The sequence below is a fragment of the Paenarthrobacter sp. 10L412 genome (assembly GCF_056395565.1).
This window is the reverse complement of sequence record NZ_JBFTJT010000003.1, coordinates 198,018-213,029: the sequence shown is the minus strand read 5'-3', so window position 1 is coordinate 213,029 and position 15,012 is coordinate 198,018. Positions and strand designations below refer to the sequence as shown.

The 15,012-nt window shown below is 61.6% G+C and carries 17 protein-coding genes; 9 read left to right on the top strand and 8 right to left on the bottom strand.

Translation table 11 applies throughout. The annotated features are described in order from the left end of the window. The first annotated feature begins 19 nt into the window (after positions 1-19). The 6 genes from AC1DD7_RS04310 (at position 20) to AC1DD7_RS04285 (ending at position 6,377) form a co-directional block, all read left to right on the top strand. Positions 20-826, top strand: a complete 807-nt coding sequence (locus AC1DD7_RS04310) for an oxygenase MpaB family protein (RefSeq protein WP_477513950.1) — start codon at positions 20-22, stop codon at positions 824-826. Further along, positions 819-1,733, top strand: a complete 915-nt coding sequence (locus AC1DD7_RS04305) for a DUF817 domain-containing protein (protein WP_477513949.1) — start codon at positions 819-821, stop codon at positions 1,731-1,733. The genes AC1DD7_RS04310 and AC1DD7_RS04305 overlap by 8 nt, the downstream gene beginning before the upstream one ends. Before the next feature lie 554 nt (positions 1,734-2,287). Then, on the top strand, positions 2,288-4,153 hold the full coding sequence (gene dnaK, locus AC1DD7_RS04300) for a molecular chaperone DnaK (RefSeq protein ID WP_216926739.1): 1,866 nt from the start codon (positions 2,288-2,290) through the stop codon (positions 4,151-4,153). Between the two features lie 2 nt (positions 4,154-4,155). Continuing rightward, positions 4,156-4,815, top strand: coding sequence for a nucleotide exchange factor GrpE (locus tag AC1DD7_RS04295; RefSeq protein ID WP_477513948.1), 660 nt, complete (start codon positions 4,156-4,158; stop codon positions 4,813-4,815). A gap of 154 nt (positions 4,816-4,969) precedes the next feature. Then, positions 4,970-5,944, top strand: a complete 975-nt coding sequence (locus AC1DD7_RS04290) for a DnaJ C-terminal domain-containing protein (RefSeq protein ID WP_431116796.1) — start codon at positions 4,970-4,972, stop codon at positions 5,942-5,944. Positions 5,945-5,954: 10 nt separating this feature from the next. Further along, positions 5,955-6,377, top strand: a complete 423-nt coding sequence (locus tag AC1DD7_RS04285; RefSeq protein ID WP_477513947.1) for a heat shock protein transcriptional repressor HspR — start codon at positions 5,955-5,957, stop codon at positions 6,375-6,377. A 6-nt stretch (positions 6,378-6,383) separates the two neighbouring features. Here the strand turns inward: AC1DD7_RS04285 and AC1DD7_RS04280 are convergent, their stop codons facing one another. Next, positions 6,384-6,782, bottom strand: a complete 399-nt coding sequence (locus AC1DD7_RS04280) for a nuclear transport factor 2 family protein (protein ID WP_477513946.1) — start codon at positions 6,780-6,782, stop codon at positions 6,384-6,386. Between the two features lie 196 nt (positions 6,783-6,978). Here AC1DD7_RS04280 and AC1DD7_RS04275 point away from each other — a divergent pair, with 196 nt between their 5' ends. Then, positions 6,979-7,764, top strand: coding sequence for a carboxymuconolactone decarboxylase family protein (locus AC1DD7_RS04275; RefSeq protein WP_477513945.1), 786 nt, complete (start codon positions 6,979-6,981; stop codon positions 7,762-7,764). A 135-nt stretch (positions 7,765-7,899) separates the two neighbouring features. Beyond that, positions 7,900-8,202 (top strand): DUF3040 domain-containing protein, encoded by a 303-nt coding sequence (locus AC1DD7_RS04270; RefSeq protein ID WP_442003328.1) that lies wholly within the window; start codon positions 7,900-7,902, stop codon positions 8,200-8,202. A 38-nt stretch (positions 8,203-8,240) separates the two neighbouring features. On the opposite strand, the gene AC1DD7_RS04265 is transcribed toward AC1DD7_RS04270, so the two are convergent. Both AC1DD7_RS04265 and AC1DD7_RS04260 read right to left on the bottom strand, forming a co-directional pair. Further along, a complete protein-coding gene (locus AC1DD7_RS04265; protein ID WP_477513944.1) occupies positions 8,241-8,699 on the bottom strand; it encodes a hypothetical protein in 459 nt (152 codons plus the stop codon). Between the two features lie 85 nt (positions 8,700-8,784). Next, complete coding sequence (locus tag AC1DD7_RS04260) at positions 8,785-9,429, bottom strand: CG0192-related protein (protein ID WP_477513943.1); 645 nt, start codon at positions 9,427-9,429, stop codon at positions 8,785-8,787. Positions 9,430-9,538: 109 nt separating this feature from the next. On the opposite strand from AC1DD7_RS04260, the gene AC1DD7_RS04255 reads away from it, so the two are divergent. Next, a complete protein-coding gene (locus AC1DD7_RS04255; RefSeq protein ID WP_216926732.1) occupies positions 9,539-9,877 on the top strand; it encodes a hypothetical protein in 339 nt (112 codons plus the stop codon). A gap of 156 nt (positions 9,878-10,033) precedes the next feature. Here AC1DD7_RS04255 and AC1DD7_RS04250 read toward each other — a convergent pair whose 3' ends face one another. The 5 genes from AC1DD7_RS04250 to AC1DD7_RS04230 all read right to left on the bottom strand — a co-directional run bounded on the left by AC1DD7_RS04250 (position 10,034) and on the right by AC1DD7_RS04230 (position 14,991). Continuing rightward, positions 10,034-10,744, bottom strand: coding sequence for a hypothetical protein (locus AC1DD7_RS04250; protein WP_477513942.1), 711 nt, complete (start codon positions 10,742-10,744; stop codon positions 10,034-10,036). Beyond that, on the bottom strand, positions 10,741-11,685 hold the full coding sequence (locus AC1DD7_RS04245) for a carbohydrate ABC transporter permease (RefSeq protein ID WP_477513941.1): 945 nt from the start codon (positions 11,683-11,685) through the stop codon (positions 10,741-10,743). Before AC1DD7_RS04245 ends, AC1DD7_RS04250 begins: the two co-directional genes overlap by 4 nt. Beyond that, a complete protein-coding gene (locus tag AC1DD7_RS04240) occupies positions 11,685-12,611 on the bottom strand; it encodes a carbohydrate ABC transporter permease (protein WP_477513940.1) in 927 nt (308 codons plus the stop codon). The genes AC1DD7_RS04245 and AC1DD7_RS04240 overlap by 1 nt, the downstream gene beginning before the upstream one ends. An 8-nt stretch (positions 12,612-12,619) precedes the next feature. Further along, positions 12,620-13,900, bottom strand: a complete 1,281-nt coding sequence (locus tag AC1DD7_RS04235) for an ABC transporter substrate-binding protein (protein WP_477513939.1) — start codon at positions 13,898-13,900, stop codon at positions 12,620-12,622. Positions 13,901-13,977: 77 nt separating this feature from the next. After that, positions 13,978-14,991 (bottom strand): hydroxyacid dehydrogenase, encoded by a 1,014-nt coding sequence (locus AC1DD7_RS04230; protein ID WP_477513938.1) that lies wholly within the window; start codon positions 14,989-14,991, stop codon positions 13,978-13,980. Between the last annotated feature and the right edge of the window lie 21 nt (positions 14,992-15,012).

Here is a 15,012-nt window from a genome sequence, read left to right as displayed (position 1 = left end):
CAGACGGTAAAGTATCAAGATGGTTCGAGGGCTTGCTGACATCGGTGCGGAGGGCATATTGCTCGCCGGTGCCGGGCGCGCCATCCTCCTTCAGATCGCTGATCCGAGGGTGGGGCACGGCGTCGCGGACCATAGCGACTTTGCCCAGCGGCCGCAGGATCGTTTACGGGCCACGCTGACTTACGTTTATGCGATTGTTTACGGTTCAGATGAGCAAGTTGCTGCGGTTCGTCGCGCCGTTAACCGCGCCCACGCCCCGGTGCGCCGGAACCCTGACGATGCGACAAAGGGCTACAACGCTTTCGACCCCGAGTCGCAGCTTTGGGTTGTCGCCACCCTTTACGACACGGCCGTCACCGTTTATGAGCAAGTGCACGGACCGCTCGACGACGAGACCGCCGACCGCATGTACCGCGACTATGCGCGCATTGGGACGGCGTTGCAGCTTCCCGCGAATATGTGGCCGTCCGATCGTGCGGCCTTCGCTGGGTACTGGTCATCCCACGTGGACCTGCTTCGACCTGATGAAAAAGCCCGCCGCATCGCCAAGGACCTGCTGTATCCGGCAGGTGGACCGGCATTCATGCGCCTGGCTATGCCGCTTGCCCGCTTCCTGACCGCCGGCCTGCTTCCGGACCACTTGCGCGAAGGGTTCGGCTTGGAATGGACTCCCCGTGATGACCGCCGCTTCGAACGGACCATGCGGTGGCTTGGACGCGTCTATCCCCGGCTTCCGCAGCGGATACGGCACTGGCCCAGGGACTACTACCTGAGCCACCTGGAAACCACCCCTGCCAAGACCCATGGTAGGTCACACAATGCGTAATTCGACCTCGGTGGAGCAGACCATCGATGACCTCGCCCACCGTTATCTAAGGCACGCCCGCGGTGGCCGACTCCGCATGCGCCTGACCGAGTTCGTGGTGTTCGGACTGAAACAGGCATGGGCCTGCGTCTTCGGGGCAGCACTGCTCGCGGTGATCATCGCAGCCCGCCTCTGGTATCCGGACGATGCTGGCCTGGCGCGGAATGACTTCCTGACCATCGCCGCAGTCGTCATTCAGATCCTGATGATCAGCTTCAAGTTGGAGACGCTGCGCGAGTTGCGGGTGATCCTGCTGTTCCACGCGGTGGGAACGGTCATGGAACTGTTCAAGACGGATGTGGGCTCGTGGTCGTACGAGGCCGAGGGCTTCCTCCGGATCGGTGCTGTTCCATTGTTCAGTGGCTTCATGTATGCGGCCGTTGGCTCGTACATGGTTCGTGTGTTCCGGCTCTTTGACCTCCACTTCGACCACTACCCTTGGCGGTGGATCACGGCCCTTGTGGCTGCCGGGATCTACATCAATTTCTTCTCGCACCACTACGTATTTGACGCGCGCTGGGTGCTGCTTGCCGCCGTCGTGCTTGTCTACGGGCGTTGTGTAATGCACTTCCGGGTGTTCCGTAAGCGCTTCCGGATGCCCATCCTGGTGTCTTTCCTCTTGGTGGCGCTGTTCATTTGGTTCGCCGAGAACATCGGCACGTGGTCCCATGCGTGGCTCTACCCCAACCAGGTGAATGGCTGGCAGGCGGTCTCGATCGAGAAACTCCTCGCCTGGTTCCTGCTGATGATCATTTCCGTAGTGCTCGTGGCGTGGGTGTATAAACCGGAGCCGCCGCCCAGCCCCACTGGCGCCACGCAAATTCGCCATGGACGCCCGGATATCCGTGTCGCCCGCCCACCGGAGTGACGCTGTGCTGTTTGCGCGTCGTCACGAAGCTCTACTCCTGCGAATTGACGCTGAAGCCCTAGCCACTCCCCATGCCAGAACAGCGGCTGCGGGCAGTGCGCCAAGAATGATCTGCGTAAGTCGCGGGTGAAAGGACTGCTGATGAGTGCCGCCAGTCATCGTGAAGGTGCACTCAATCCCCAAAGGTAGGAAGGCATACTCTCCCCGGGGCGGTACGGGTGAGCCCTCGGGGTTGCCTCCGTTCTGGTGTCGTCACGCTTCGCCGCAGGCTATAACCCAGAACGCATCCAGCGAACTCCATCGCGCAAGTCTGCCAGTTCACGCAGGGCGAAACCAGCCCCCGGAGCCGCGTACTTCCGGGGCAAATTTGGGCATGAACGCCAAACTTGAGCGTACCTCACTCAACTTTGGATTGACATTGAAACGAGGCTGAGTACAGTTGAGTGCAGAACGCTCAACTAGCCGATTGTTGAGTGGGCTCCCGATAACCCAACCGCCCAGCGGACCGGTGCCGGGGGCAATCTCGAACATCGGCCATTGAAAGGAAACAAGATATGTCACGTGCAGTAGGTATCGACCTCGGAACCACTAACTCCGTGGTCTCTGTCCTTGAAGGTGGCGAGCCCACCGTCATCGCCAACGCAGAAGGCGGCCGCACCACGCCGTCGGTCGTTGCGTTCTCAAAGTCCGGCGAAGTCCTGGTTGGCGAGATCGCAAAGCGCCAGGCCGTCAACAACATCGATCGCACCATCGCTTCCGTCAAGCGCCACATGGGCACCGACTGGTCTGTCGCCATCGATGACAAGAAGTACACGCCGCAGGAAATCTCCGCGCGTATCCTCATGAAGCTCAAGAACGACGCCGAGAGCTACTTGGGTGAGAAGGTCACCGACGCCGTGATCACCGTTCCGGCATACTTCAACGACGCCGAGCGCCAGTCCACCAAGGAAGCCGGCGAAATCGCAGGCCTCAACGTCCTCCGCATCGTCAACGAGCCCACCGCGGCTGCACTGGCCTACGGTCTGGACAAGGGCAAGGAAGACGAACTCATCCTGGTCTTCGACCTCGGTGGCGGTACCTTCGACGTCTCCCTCCTCGAGGTTGGCAAGGACGAAGACAACTTCTCCACCATCCAGGTCCGCGCAACCGCAGGTGACAACCGCCTCGGTGGCGACGACTGGGACAACCGCGTCGTCGAGTGGCTGCTGAACCAGCTCAAGATCAAGGGCATCGATCTCTCTAAGGACAAGATCGCCCTCCAGCGTCTCCGTGAAGCTGCAGAGCAGGCCAAGAAGGAACTCTCCTCCTCCACCAGCACCAACATCTCCCTGCAGTACCTGTCCGTCACCCCCGACGGCCCGGTCCACCTGGACGAGCAGCTGACCCGTGCCAAGTTCCAGGACCTCACCAAGGACCTGCTGGACCGTACGAAGAAGCCGTTCCACGACGTCATCGCTGAAGCAGGCATCAAGGTCTCCGACATCGATCACATCGTGCTCGTCGGTGGCTCCACCCGTATGCCCGCCGTCTCCGAGCTCGTCAAGGAACTTGCTGGCGGCAAGGAGCCCAACAAGGGCGTCAACCCGGACGAAGTTGTAGCCGTCGGTGCTGCACTGCAGGCCGGTGTCCTGAAGGGTGAGCGCAAGGACGTCCTCCTCATCGACGTCACGCCGCTGTCCCTCGGCATCGAAACCAAGGGTGGCGTCATGACGCACCTCATCGAGCGCAACACGGCTATCCCCACCAAGCGTTCCGAGACCTTCACCACGGCAGATGACAACCAGCCGTCCGTGGCCATCCAGGTCTTCCAGGGCGAGCGTGAATTCACCCGCGACAACAAGCCGCTGGGCACGTTCGAACTGACCGGCATCGCTCCGGCACCCCGTGGCGTCCCGCAGGTCGAGGTCACCTTCGACATCGACGCCAACGGCATCGTCCACGTGTCCGCCAAGGACAAGGGCACCGGCAAGGAACAGTCCATGACCATCACCGGTGGCACGGCACTGTCCAAGGAAGACATCGACCGCATGGTCCGTGAAGCCGAGGAGCACGCCGCAGAGGACAAGGCCCGCCGTGAAGCTACGGACACCCGCAACTCCGCCGAGCAGCTCGCCTACTCCGTGGACAAGCTGATCGCCGACAACGACGACAAGCTGCCGGAAGAGGTCAAGACCGAAGTCAAGGCCGACGTCGACGCCCTCAAGTCCGCGCTGGAAGGCACCGACGACGCCGCTGTGAAGACGGCGTTCGAGAAGCTGCAGGCTTCCCAGACCAAGCTCGGCGAAGCCATCTACTCGCAGGCAGCCGCAGCTGACGCTCCGGGTGCCGGTGCTGAAGGTGCTCCGGCCGGCGAGAAGACTGCTGCCGACGAAGACATCGTCGACGCTGAAATCATCGACGAAGACGAAGCGAAGAAGTAGCCATGCCCCACCACGGCAACGAAGCAGAGCACTCTGAAGGAAACGAGCCGCGCAAGCCCGTAATTCGCGACAACCGCAAGGTTGACCCGGAAACCGGGGCTGCCCGACACCCCGAAGGCGAAGCTGCTGCTCCCACCGAAGGCAACGCCGCCCCCACGGAAGGTGACGCTCTCTCCCAGGCTGATGAAATCCTCAACGGGGTAGAGGTCCCGGCCGAGGAATCGGTAGCCTCCGGCGCCGCGGCTGAAGCCCAGGCGGCGGAGCTCCGCAACGACCTCCTTCGCCTTCAGGCTGAATACGTCAACTACCGCAAGCGCGTCGAACGCGACCGCGCCGTAGCAGGGGAGATGGCCGTCATCGGCGTCCTGAACTCCCTGCTCCCGGTGCTGGACGACGTCGATGCCGCCCGCCAGCACGGTGACCTCGAAGACGGCCCCTTCGCCGCCATCGCCACCAAACTGGAGAATGCGCTGAAGACGTACGGACTGGAACGTATCGCGGAAACCGGGGTCGAATTCGACCCCACCATCCACGAGGCACTCATCCAGCAGCCCGGCGAGGACATCGAGGTTGACACGGTCAGCCAGGTGCTGCGCTCGGGATACCGCTCAGGCGAGCGTGTCCTGCGTGCAGCCCAGGTCATCGTGGCTGTCCCGGCCTAGTCTCACCCTGTCGCTACACCGGATATGGGGCGGTGCCCGCTCCGCGGTGCCCTCCACACCGCCGCCCCATATCCGGTTGCGCGCCCGCTGTAAGCTCGCCTGAGGTGAGCTGACTGCGGCCGTACGCTTTGTTTGTTTTAGAAAGGAAACGCTCTTGGCCAGCCAGGACTGGGTTGAAAAGGATTTTTACGCGATCCTTGGTATCGCCAAGGACGCGTCCGACGCGGATATTAAGAAGGCTTACCGCAAGCTGGCGCGGCAGTATCACCCCGATACCAATTCCGGGAATGCTGCTGCGGAGAAGAAGTTTAAGGACATTTCCGAGGCTTATTCTGTCTTGTCGAGTCCTGAGGACCGGCAGCAGTATGACGCTATCCGTGCCATGGGTGGCGCCCGGTTCGCTCCCGGTGCGGGGGCCGGGCGTGGTGGTGCTGGCGCTAACGGTGGGTTCGAGGACCTGTTCGGTGGTTTGTTTGGTGGCGGCGCGCGTCAGCCTTCGGGTGCCGGTGGTATTCCTCCGGAGTTTGCTGACCTGTTTGGTGGCGGCTTTGGTGGAGGCCAGACAGGGTTCCAGCGTGCTCCGCAGAAGGGCTCGGATCGCACTGCGACGACGTCCATCTCCTTTGCTGGTTCCATCAAGGGCACTACTGTGAGCCTGCGTGAAAGCAACGGCCACGTGATCGACGTCAAGATCCCCGCGGGCATCAAGGACGGGCAGAAAGTCCGGCAACGCGGCAAGGGCAACGCTGGTCCCGCCGGAAACGGCGACCTCATCATCACGGTGAACGTGAAGCCCCACGAGTTTTTCCAGCGCGACGGCGACAACATCCGCATCCACGTGCCCGTTACGTTCGCGGAAGCTGCGCTCGGCGCGACCATCGAAGTTCCAACGCTCGACGGCGACACCGTCAAGGTGCGCGTCCCGGCCGGGACACCGTCGGGTCGTACCCTCCGGGTCAAGGGCCGGGGTGTGAAAACGTCCAAGGCGACCGGTGACCTGCTGGTGACTATCGACGTCGCCGTCCCCCAGAACCTGAACAAGGAAGCGGAGGAGGCCGTGAAGGCATTTGCTGCCGCGACCACCGACGCCAACCCGCGTCACGACCTGGCCGCGAAGGCCCGGTTGTAAGGAGACGGTCATGGCAATCGACGTCAACCAGCCGATCTTTGTCATCTCCGTCGCCGCGGAGCTTGCCGACATGCATCCGCAGACGTTGCGCCAATACGACCGCCTGGGCATCGTCTCGCCCAGCCGTGCCCCCGGGAAATCCCGGCGGTACTCTCAGAACGACGTCGACAAGCTGCGGGAGGTTCAGCGCCTCTCGCAGTCCGGCGTCTCGCTCGAAGGCATCAAGCGCATCCTGGACCTTGAAAACCAGGTAGCGGCGTTGCAGTACCGGGTGGCCGAACTGACAGAAGAACTGACCCGGCGCCGGAGTCCCTTGGACACGCGAATCTTCGCGGCGGGAGCGGCTGGCGACGTCGTCAGTCTGGCCCGCGGTCAACGTCCCCGTGCGCGGTCGCAAGCCGTTGTGGTGTGGAGACCGCGGCCCGAGCAGTAGGCCACCTCACTCCAGGACCGTGTCAGCGTGCCTGTGTGCCACCTTCCACTGGCCATCCTCGCGGCGGTAGACCTGGGTGGCCCTCAGAACCTGGCTCACCGGCTGCCCGGTGACCGAGATTGAGGACCGCTCCAAGCCGGCGGTGTAGGCCATGTCGCCAACGATGTCGTAGGACTGCAGCTCGAATGAGTAGGCGGTGCAGTCGGAGAACCTGTTGGCCAGATCCGCGAACAGCTGCCCGACTTCTTCCTGCCCGACGGCGTTGCGCCAGGCGCCCAGGACGCTGACGGGCTCGTGGCTGGACCAAATGACCCGACGCGGCGCGGAGTCTCCATTGAGGAGGGCCACCTCAGCCTGGTAAAGCGTGGTCCTGATCCAAGCAAGGAACTCATCACTCTCAGTCATACCCTCAGTATGCTCCCGGGCTGTGGCCAGCATCAGGGCTCTTTTGTCGTGCGGAGGTTGGCAGCATCCATAGGAGTATCCAGCACGCCTTAACAGCCGCGTCGAGCAGATTCCAGAAGGAGGCAAGGCGAGAACCTGTAAGAGCGGACTCTCCCGCGCTGCCGTCAAAAGGAGTGTGATTAGTAGGAGAGATCCTATGAAAGAGAGGCCCATGATGGCACCCAGCGAAACGGCACGACGGAATCACGACGAACTTTTCCCCGGTCAGCTTCCAGCCTTGGCGGTTACAGACCCCGAGCTCGTGGAGGTCTTCAACAACTTCGCCTTCGACGAGGTATTGAGTCACGGACAACTGGATACCAGGACAAGGCTCATGGTTCAGGTCGCGTCTCTTATCGCGTCACAGGGAATGCGGGAGTACCCTGCATTGCTCGGGGCGGCCCTTACAGTGGGGGTGACCCCGGTGGAGGTGAAGGAGCTTGTCTATCAAGCAGTACCCTACGTCGGCATGGGCAAGGTTTCGGATTTCCTGCACGCCACCAATGAAATCCTCAAGGAGCACGGCGTGGAGCTACCTGTTCCGGGCCAGTCCACCACCACGCCGAAAGACCGGGGGGAGAAAGGCCTGGCTATCCAGAGGGAGATCGCAGGCGCAGAACGCATCGACGATATGCGTGCCGCTGCTTCAGCTGATGAGATGCACTTCCAGGAGTACCTCGCCGGGAACTGCTTCGGCGATTATCTGACACGCACCGGCATTGATATTCCAACGCGTGAACTCCTCACGTTGTCCATGCTTGTGTCTCTTGGCGGCTGCGAACCACAGGTCAAGGGGCACATTCTGGCCAATCTAAACGTGGGTAACAGCCGCGGGCTGATGCTCGACGTCATCACGCAATTGCTGCCGTACATCGGGTATCCCCGCACGCTCAACGCCCTGCGCGTACTCAACGAGACAGTGCCGGCATCCAATGCCGGGTAGGGCTGGCTTCAGCTGTGGATAGTGGCCATAAAAGGACGATAATAAAGTCATGGCACGGCAAGAAGGGCACGTGCTAGTGGTTGGCGTGTAGGCGCTGGAAGGCGTCCCATGCTCGTGTAGTGAGGGAAGATTCCGATGTCGTTGTCGGATGAAGAACGCAGGAGTTTGGAAGAGCTTGAGCGGGATCTCGCTTCATCGGATCCTGACTTGGACCTCCAGCTGAAGTCGGGGCGCCCGCGCGGTGCGGTGGCGCGCTCAGTTTTTGGTGTCCTGGCAGTATTGGCCGGTTTCGCGATGGTCATTGCCGGGATCATCACACAACTCGTCCTTGTGGGTGTGGTCGGGTTCCTGCTCGCTGGAACAGGTGCCTACTTACTGTTCAGCAGGATGGTCCTCAGGAGAAGGACGCGACGACACGACGAGGGCAAGCCGGACTAGCCCGGCACCGGACTAGCCCGGCAGAAATCGGGCTGCCCTCAGTACGTCTTTGGGGGCACATCCGTAGACGAGGCAGAAGCGCCATCCGGGCTGGAAGGGTTCGCCGTCGGCGTGGCCGGCTTGGCAGGGACCGGTTCTCCGGGAGGCACCATCATTCGCCATGCGAGCACGAGGCCCGCCCCGACGCCAGCGATTGCCAAGGCAGCCAACCACCCGGCACGCGGGGAACTCCGCTGACTGGTTCGACGACTCAAAGTTTGCGTTGTCGTCTTGACCGCTCTGGCCGCGGTGCGCTGAGCCCTCTTTGCGGCTTTACGGTTCCCGGTCAGCGTGAGCATGACGCCGTGCACCACAGACGGAACATCGGCGTGGTTGATCCGGGACAACGCCCACCCCACAACTGCGTCAGCTTGTGACGACGTGCCCTCCGCTGCGTGCTTCACCCACTCGGTTGCGAGATCCTGCACTGCGGGAATGATGTTTTGTGCTTTATACATGTGAACCCCTCACGGAGTAGATGGCCTCGTTGCCAGACTACGCCGCGGGCTGCAGGACCAAAAGGTGCCCGAACACAGGGTTCTTTCAGGCCGGGATTACGGCTGCCAGCTCCACGGGCTTCTCCAGTCCGGCCCACTTGCCGGTGAGGGTCAATTCGCTGTGGAGCTCCGCAGCAGGGCCAGCCGAAGAATCAGCGGCGATATCAACCACCCGGGCAACCTTCAAGCGAAGCTCACCAGCGTCAATGATGGTCACGCCACTGCCCGATACGGGGGCAGAGGCACTCAAGGCGGGGACACCGTCGTCGAGCGTTCCGCTTCCCTTCACGTTGACGGTGCTGGGACGGGGCTCGGGCTCGCCGTCGACGATCAATGCCGCCTCTTCCTGGCCGGTGAGGATGGCGGTGGCGAGGGCCTTGACGTAAACGGGGTCGGCGCAGGCGTCGTAGACCCACCGCTTGCCAAGGACGGAGTGATCCATGGTGCCGATGAGCCATTCCTGGGCGCCGGCCAGTTCGTAGCCCCTGTAGCTCAGGGGCACCTGGTAGATGCGCTCGCCGGCGGCGACGACATGCGTCTCGAGCCCTACCTCGCCGGCGGGGTCGTCAAAACGGTAGGCCCCAATGAGCTCCGGGGCGCCATCCTGGATGAACCAGGGCTGCGTCGGCAGGTATCCAGCGATGAGTTCGAGCTTGGACGGGGACAGGGTTGCCTTGTGAATAATCGCCATGTTCTCCAGCCTAGGCCAGGGCGGGGGCCTGTTCGATACGGGGTCCGATGCGCGGCCTCGCCCTTGCACTGTTTACAATCGAAGGGACGCGCCGACTATTGAGGGAATCATGAAGAAACTCACCACTGTCTTGATCGCTGCCGGGCTGCTTGCCACGGCTTCAGCTTGCTCTTCGCCGCAGCTGACCACCGCAGAAACGTGTGACCGGGTGGGTGTCGCCGTTGCCAGCCTCCCGAGCAACGCCAGCAAGACCGCAACCATTCGCGTCGCAAACGCCATCCGCCCGATTGAACCGGTTGCTTCCAATGAGATGAAGCCCGTGGTCACGGCCATCCTTGAATACTCGGATGAACTCGTGAAGGAATCCCCGGACGAGAACAAGATGGGTGAGCTTTCCGCCGCCTATCAGGAAGCCGGCACCAAGTACGGCGAGCTCTGCCGCGGCTAATGACGCCCGCAGCCTAACGGCTACAACCCCGGATGTTCTCTCACATCACAGCCCTTAAACCCGAACGTTCTCTCACATGATGTGAGAGAACGTTCCGGAAAAGGCATCAGGATGTGAGAGAACATCGGGAGGGCGGGCACGCTGCCGGGCTTCAGGCTAGGCCTCGCGCAGCACCGCGTGGAAGGCGAACGAAGCGTTGCTCCAGATTACGAACAGCAGCGGAGCAGGCGCCAGCGCGGTCCCCAGAACAGGCTGAAGCACAGCCGCAGAGGCAATGATTCCGAGCAGGACCAGCATGGCCAGGCTCAGATACCAGCGCTGCACGGCCAGATAGAGCGATGCCTTGAGGATGCTTTTCAGCCTTGCCTCGGGCAGGAGCACGACGCCGGCAATCGCCGTGACGGTAAGGCTCACCGTGAGGGCGGCTACTACGACGATCAGCGGCACGAGCATCCCAATTTCGGGCATGCTCTGGACGAGGGCCAGATCCACACCGAGGAACATCAGCATTCCAACAGCGCCCAGGCCCAGCACGGCAGTCCTGCCAAAACTGCGCTTGAATCCCTGAAGGAAAGCAGCTACCGGCTTGACCGCTCCGCCGTCGTCGTTCAATGCCTGGAAGGCCGCGAAGATGCCGGCGAGCGACGGCGCAATGGTGACGGAAAGTGCCAGGAAGAAGGGCCAGGCGGCCGCGGGGTCCGCCACTAAGGCCAGGCTGAGCACCAGCGGCGCGTTGGCGACAGCGAGCAGGACGTTCCCGGCCAGGAATGTGTAGATGAACCCGAAGATGCTCCCGAAGGTTTCGAATCCCGGTCCGGCCCACCGGCGCCGCTTCTGCTGCAAAGTAGGCGCACCCACAGCACTCATCCTTTCATCCCGCTCGTTGCGATGCCCTGGATGAAGTAGCGCTGCCCAATCAGGAAGATGATGAGGATCGGGATCACGGAGATCACCGAGCCGGTCATGATCATGGCGTACTCCGCGTCGAACTGGCCAACGAACGAACGCAGGCCCAGCTGGACAGTCCAGAGGCGGTTGGACGTGAGGTAGATGAACGGGCCCATGTAGTCGTTCCACGTGTTGACGAAGGTCAGCAATGCCAGGCTTGCGAGCGCAGGCTTGGACAAGGGCAGGATCACGCGTGCCCAGATGCCGTACTCGCTCAGGCCGTCGATGCGGGCGGCTTCGCAGAGCTCGTCCGGGATGGTCATATAGTACTGGCGCATCAGGAACACCCCGAACGCACCGAATGCCTGCAACAGGATCAGGGCGTTGAAGCTGTTGGTCAGTCCGAGCTGCTGCATCATGATGTACTGCGGAACCATGTAGGCCTGCCACGGAACCGCGATGGTGCCGATGTAGCAGAGAAAGAGAACGTCGCGGCCCGGGAAACGGACCTTGGAGAAACCATAAGCGGCCAGCGAACCCGTGAGCACCTGGAGGCAGGTGATGACTACCGCAAGGTACAGGGAGTTCTGCAGGTAGCCCATCATGGGGATGCGGGTCCAGATGTCCGTGTAATTGCTCCAAACGAATTCTTTGGGAATCCACTGGATGGGGACGGTGAGGACCTGGTTGTTTTCCTTCAGGGAAGAGGAAAGCATCCAGATGAACGGCACCATGAGCGCAACCACCAACACCACAAGAACGCCGTAGATGACGTAGTTCGCGGTCCGCTTCTTCTGCTCGCGCGGCGAGCGCTTTCGGTCTGTACGACGGCGGTCTTCCGCGCTGGGTGCGCCGACCTGTACGGACGACGCTTGGACGTTGAGTTCCAGGGCTTTGAGGTCTTCAGCCATGTTGGTCATCAGCGTTCCCTCCGCTGTTGGATCTTGAATTGCAGGACGGTGACCGACAGCACGATGATGAACAGCACCAGCGAGATGGCCGAGGAATAGCCGAACTTACCTTCGCCGATGCCCTCCTGATAGATGAGTTGGGAGAGCACCGTGGTGGATCGGCCAGGGCCACCGTTGGTCATGACCACGATGAGGTCGAACACCTTGAAGCTGGAGACCGTTAGCATGACCACCACAAAGAAGGTGGTGGGCCGCAGCGACGGGATGGTGACGTTCCAGAAACGCTGCCAGGCGCTGGCCCCATCCACTTCTGCGGCTTCGTACAGCTCCGTCGGGATGGCCTGCAGCCCGGCCAAATACAGCACCATGTAGTAGCCCATGTCACGCCATACGCTGGTGATGATCACGGCAGGCAGGGCCCAGTCCGAGCTGGATGTCCAGCCCGGAGCCTCCGCGATGCCCACTGCGTGAAGGAACTGGTTGATCGGGCCGGTGTCCGGGCTGAACAGCATGTTCCAGACGACCGCGACGGCCACCAGGGACGTTATGTAGGGAAAGAAGATGGCTACCCGGAAGAATCCGATGCCCTTGAGCTTGCGGTTCAGGAGCATCGCGAGGATGAGAGCGAGGGCCATGGTGAGCGGGACATGGCCGAGCGCGTAGACAACGGTGTTTCGCAGGGCGATCCAGAAAGAGTCGCTGGCGAACATGCGCTGGAAGTTGGCCAGGCCCACCCACTTGGGTGCGCTGAACGAAGTCCACTCCATGAAGGAGAGAGCGAACGCCGCCAGGACCGGAATGAGGGTGAAGGCCAGGAACCCGAGGAAGTTCGGAAGGATGAACGTCCAGCCGATCAACGTATTACGCCTGGCCTGCTTCCTGTTGCCCCGGCTGAGCGCCGGGGCAGGCGTAGGGGTGATGGTTTCTGTAGTCATGATGGTTCTTACTGGCCGAGGACTTCACTCTTGACGCGCTTGTCCATCTCAGCGATGCCGTCGGTGACGGAGCGCTCGCCGACCATGATGAGCTCGTGCTCCTGGTTGAGGACTTTGTCCGTGGCTGCGGACTTATCGCTGACGGGCATTTCCAGGGCGGTCTCGTCCGGGGTGAAGGCCTTCTTGGAGAGCTCGTCCGTTGGCATTCCATCGAGCTTGAAGTATTCAGCCGTCACGGAATCGTTCTGTAGTGCAGGGACAACGCCGATCTTGGAGATAGCCTTTGCTCCTTCTTCGCCAGCTGCCCATTCGATGAACTTCTTGGCCTCATCGGAGTGCGCTGCATTCTTGTTCACAGCGAAAGCCGTGGGCGAACCGAACGTGGTGACCTTACCGTCGTCGTTCTTCTGAGGCATTGGAGCCAAGCCCCAATTTACGTTGGTTTTGCCGTCCTTCTTGGCCTTCAGAAGGCTGGAAATGTACCAGGTTCCCATGGGCATCATGGCTGCCTGGCCGGACTCGAACATGGTGCGGTAGCTGGTTTTCTGGCTCTTGGCAGTGCCGAAGTCCAAAGTAGCCCCTGATTTCTGCAGGTCCAGGGCGGTGTTGTACTGGTCCTCGAAGTAGCCGTACTCGCCGCTGTTCTGGTCAGCGTTGTTCTGTGCAGCTGAGATTGCCTGAACCACAGAACGCCAGATGTGGTGGTAGGTACCGTATACCTTCTTGCCGTTGGCTTCGCTGGTGAGCTTCTTGGCAAGCTCTGTGTACTTCTCCCAGGTCAGGTCCTTGGGGTCTTCAAGGCCGGCGGCCTTGAACAGGTCCTTGTTGTAGTACAGGAGCCAGAAGTCCTGGCGGTAGGGTGCAGCGAAGTATTTTCCGCCGATATCGAAGGCATCGATGCTGGCCAGGTTGTCCTTGCCCACTTTGTCCACCACGCTGTTGATTTCCTGAAGCTGGCCGTTGTTGGCGTAGCGGGAGTAATCAATCACGTTCTTCATGGTCAGGACGTCGGTGGTGTCGCCACCGGCCAGCATGGTGGTGACCTTCTGGGGGTAGTCATCAGCCAGGATGTCCACGGGTTCAATGTCCACGTTGGGATGGGCGGCCTCATAGCCGTCAAACAGGGCCTTGAACTCCGGGGTGCCCTCGTAATTCCAGACCGAGACAGTCAGCCGGGTCTTGCCTTCGGCCGCCTGGGGTTCAGCGGGACCCGCAGCGCCGGCACAGCCGGTGAGTCCGAGTCCTGCAGTCACCGCAAGGGCGATTGCGGCGAGGGTTGTGCGCTTCATTGCGTTCTCCTTGGTTGGGGTTGTGAAGTCTGCCGCAGCTGCGGCTCTGTGTGGTCGGCTGTGTGTGGGGAAAGGGACTAGGCGCTGAGGCCGAGGTCCTCGTGAACTACTTGGGCCCGAAGGTCCTTGCCGGCGAGGTACCGTTCGAGATCGTCCAGGGCGGCATCGGACATCCGTCGGGTTTCGGTTCCGAGTGAGCCTGCGATGTGTGGGGTGATGATCACATTGGGGAGCTCGTACAGCGCGGAGTCAGCGGGCAGCGGTTCAGGTTCAGTGACGTCCAGCAGGGCGGTGATTCGTCCGGAGGCGCACTCCTTCTCCAAGGCCGCAGTGTCAACGAGCGAACCACGGGCAGTATTAATGAGCGTGGCGTGGTCTTTCATCGCCTGCAGTTCAGCAGTGCTGATCATATTGCGTGTTTCCGGTAGGGCAGGTGCGTGGATGGTGACCACATCAGATACCGGAAGCAGTTCTTGAAGCGTCACCAGCTTGCCGCCCGCGGCCGCGACCTCGAGGGGACTTGCATGGGGGTCGCTGACCAGGCAGGTTACGTCCTGGAGTTGCTGGACCAAGTGGACCACCCGCCGTCCGATCCGTGAAAATCCAATCACGCCCACCACGCGGCCGATATTGCCCAGCTCGCCGCGCTCGCTGACGTAGCTCCAGTCTTCGCGGAAGGTGCGGGCATCGTTGGCCAGGACCTGGGCCTTCTTGCCAGCCAGGACAATCGAAGCGAACGTGAACTCGGCAACGGGGATTGCGTTGGCGTCGGCACCGTTGGTGACCGTGATTCCGCGGTCCCAGAGTTCTTCGCTAACGAAGCTACGGACTGTTCCTGCACAGTGGAAAATTGCCCGGAGTTTGGGCATGCGCTCCAGGCGCTCGGCGTTGAGCCGGGGAACTCCCCAGCTGGTGAGGAGGATTTCCACCTCTTCCAAGCGACCATCCAGTTCAGGATTGTCCAGGGAATCCGTCCACGGCTCATCACCAAGATCCACCAATCCTGCCAGCCGCTCCAGTCGCGTGGAATCGAACTGATCAGCAAAGGTTCCGCTATTCATGACCAGCATTGCCTGGGGCTTGAGCGACATTGAGGGGAGCCTCCCTTCGGA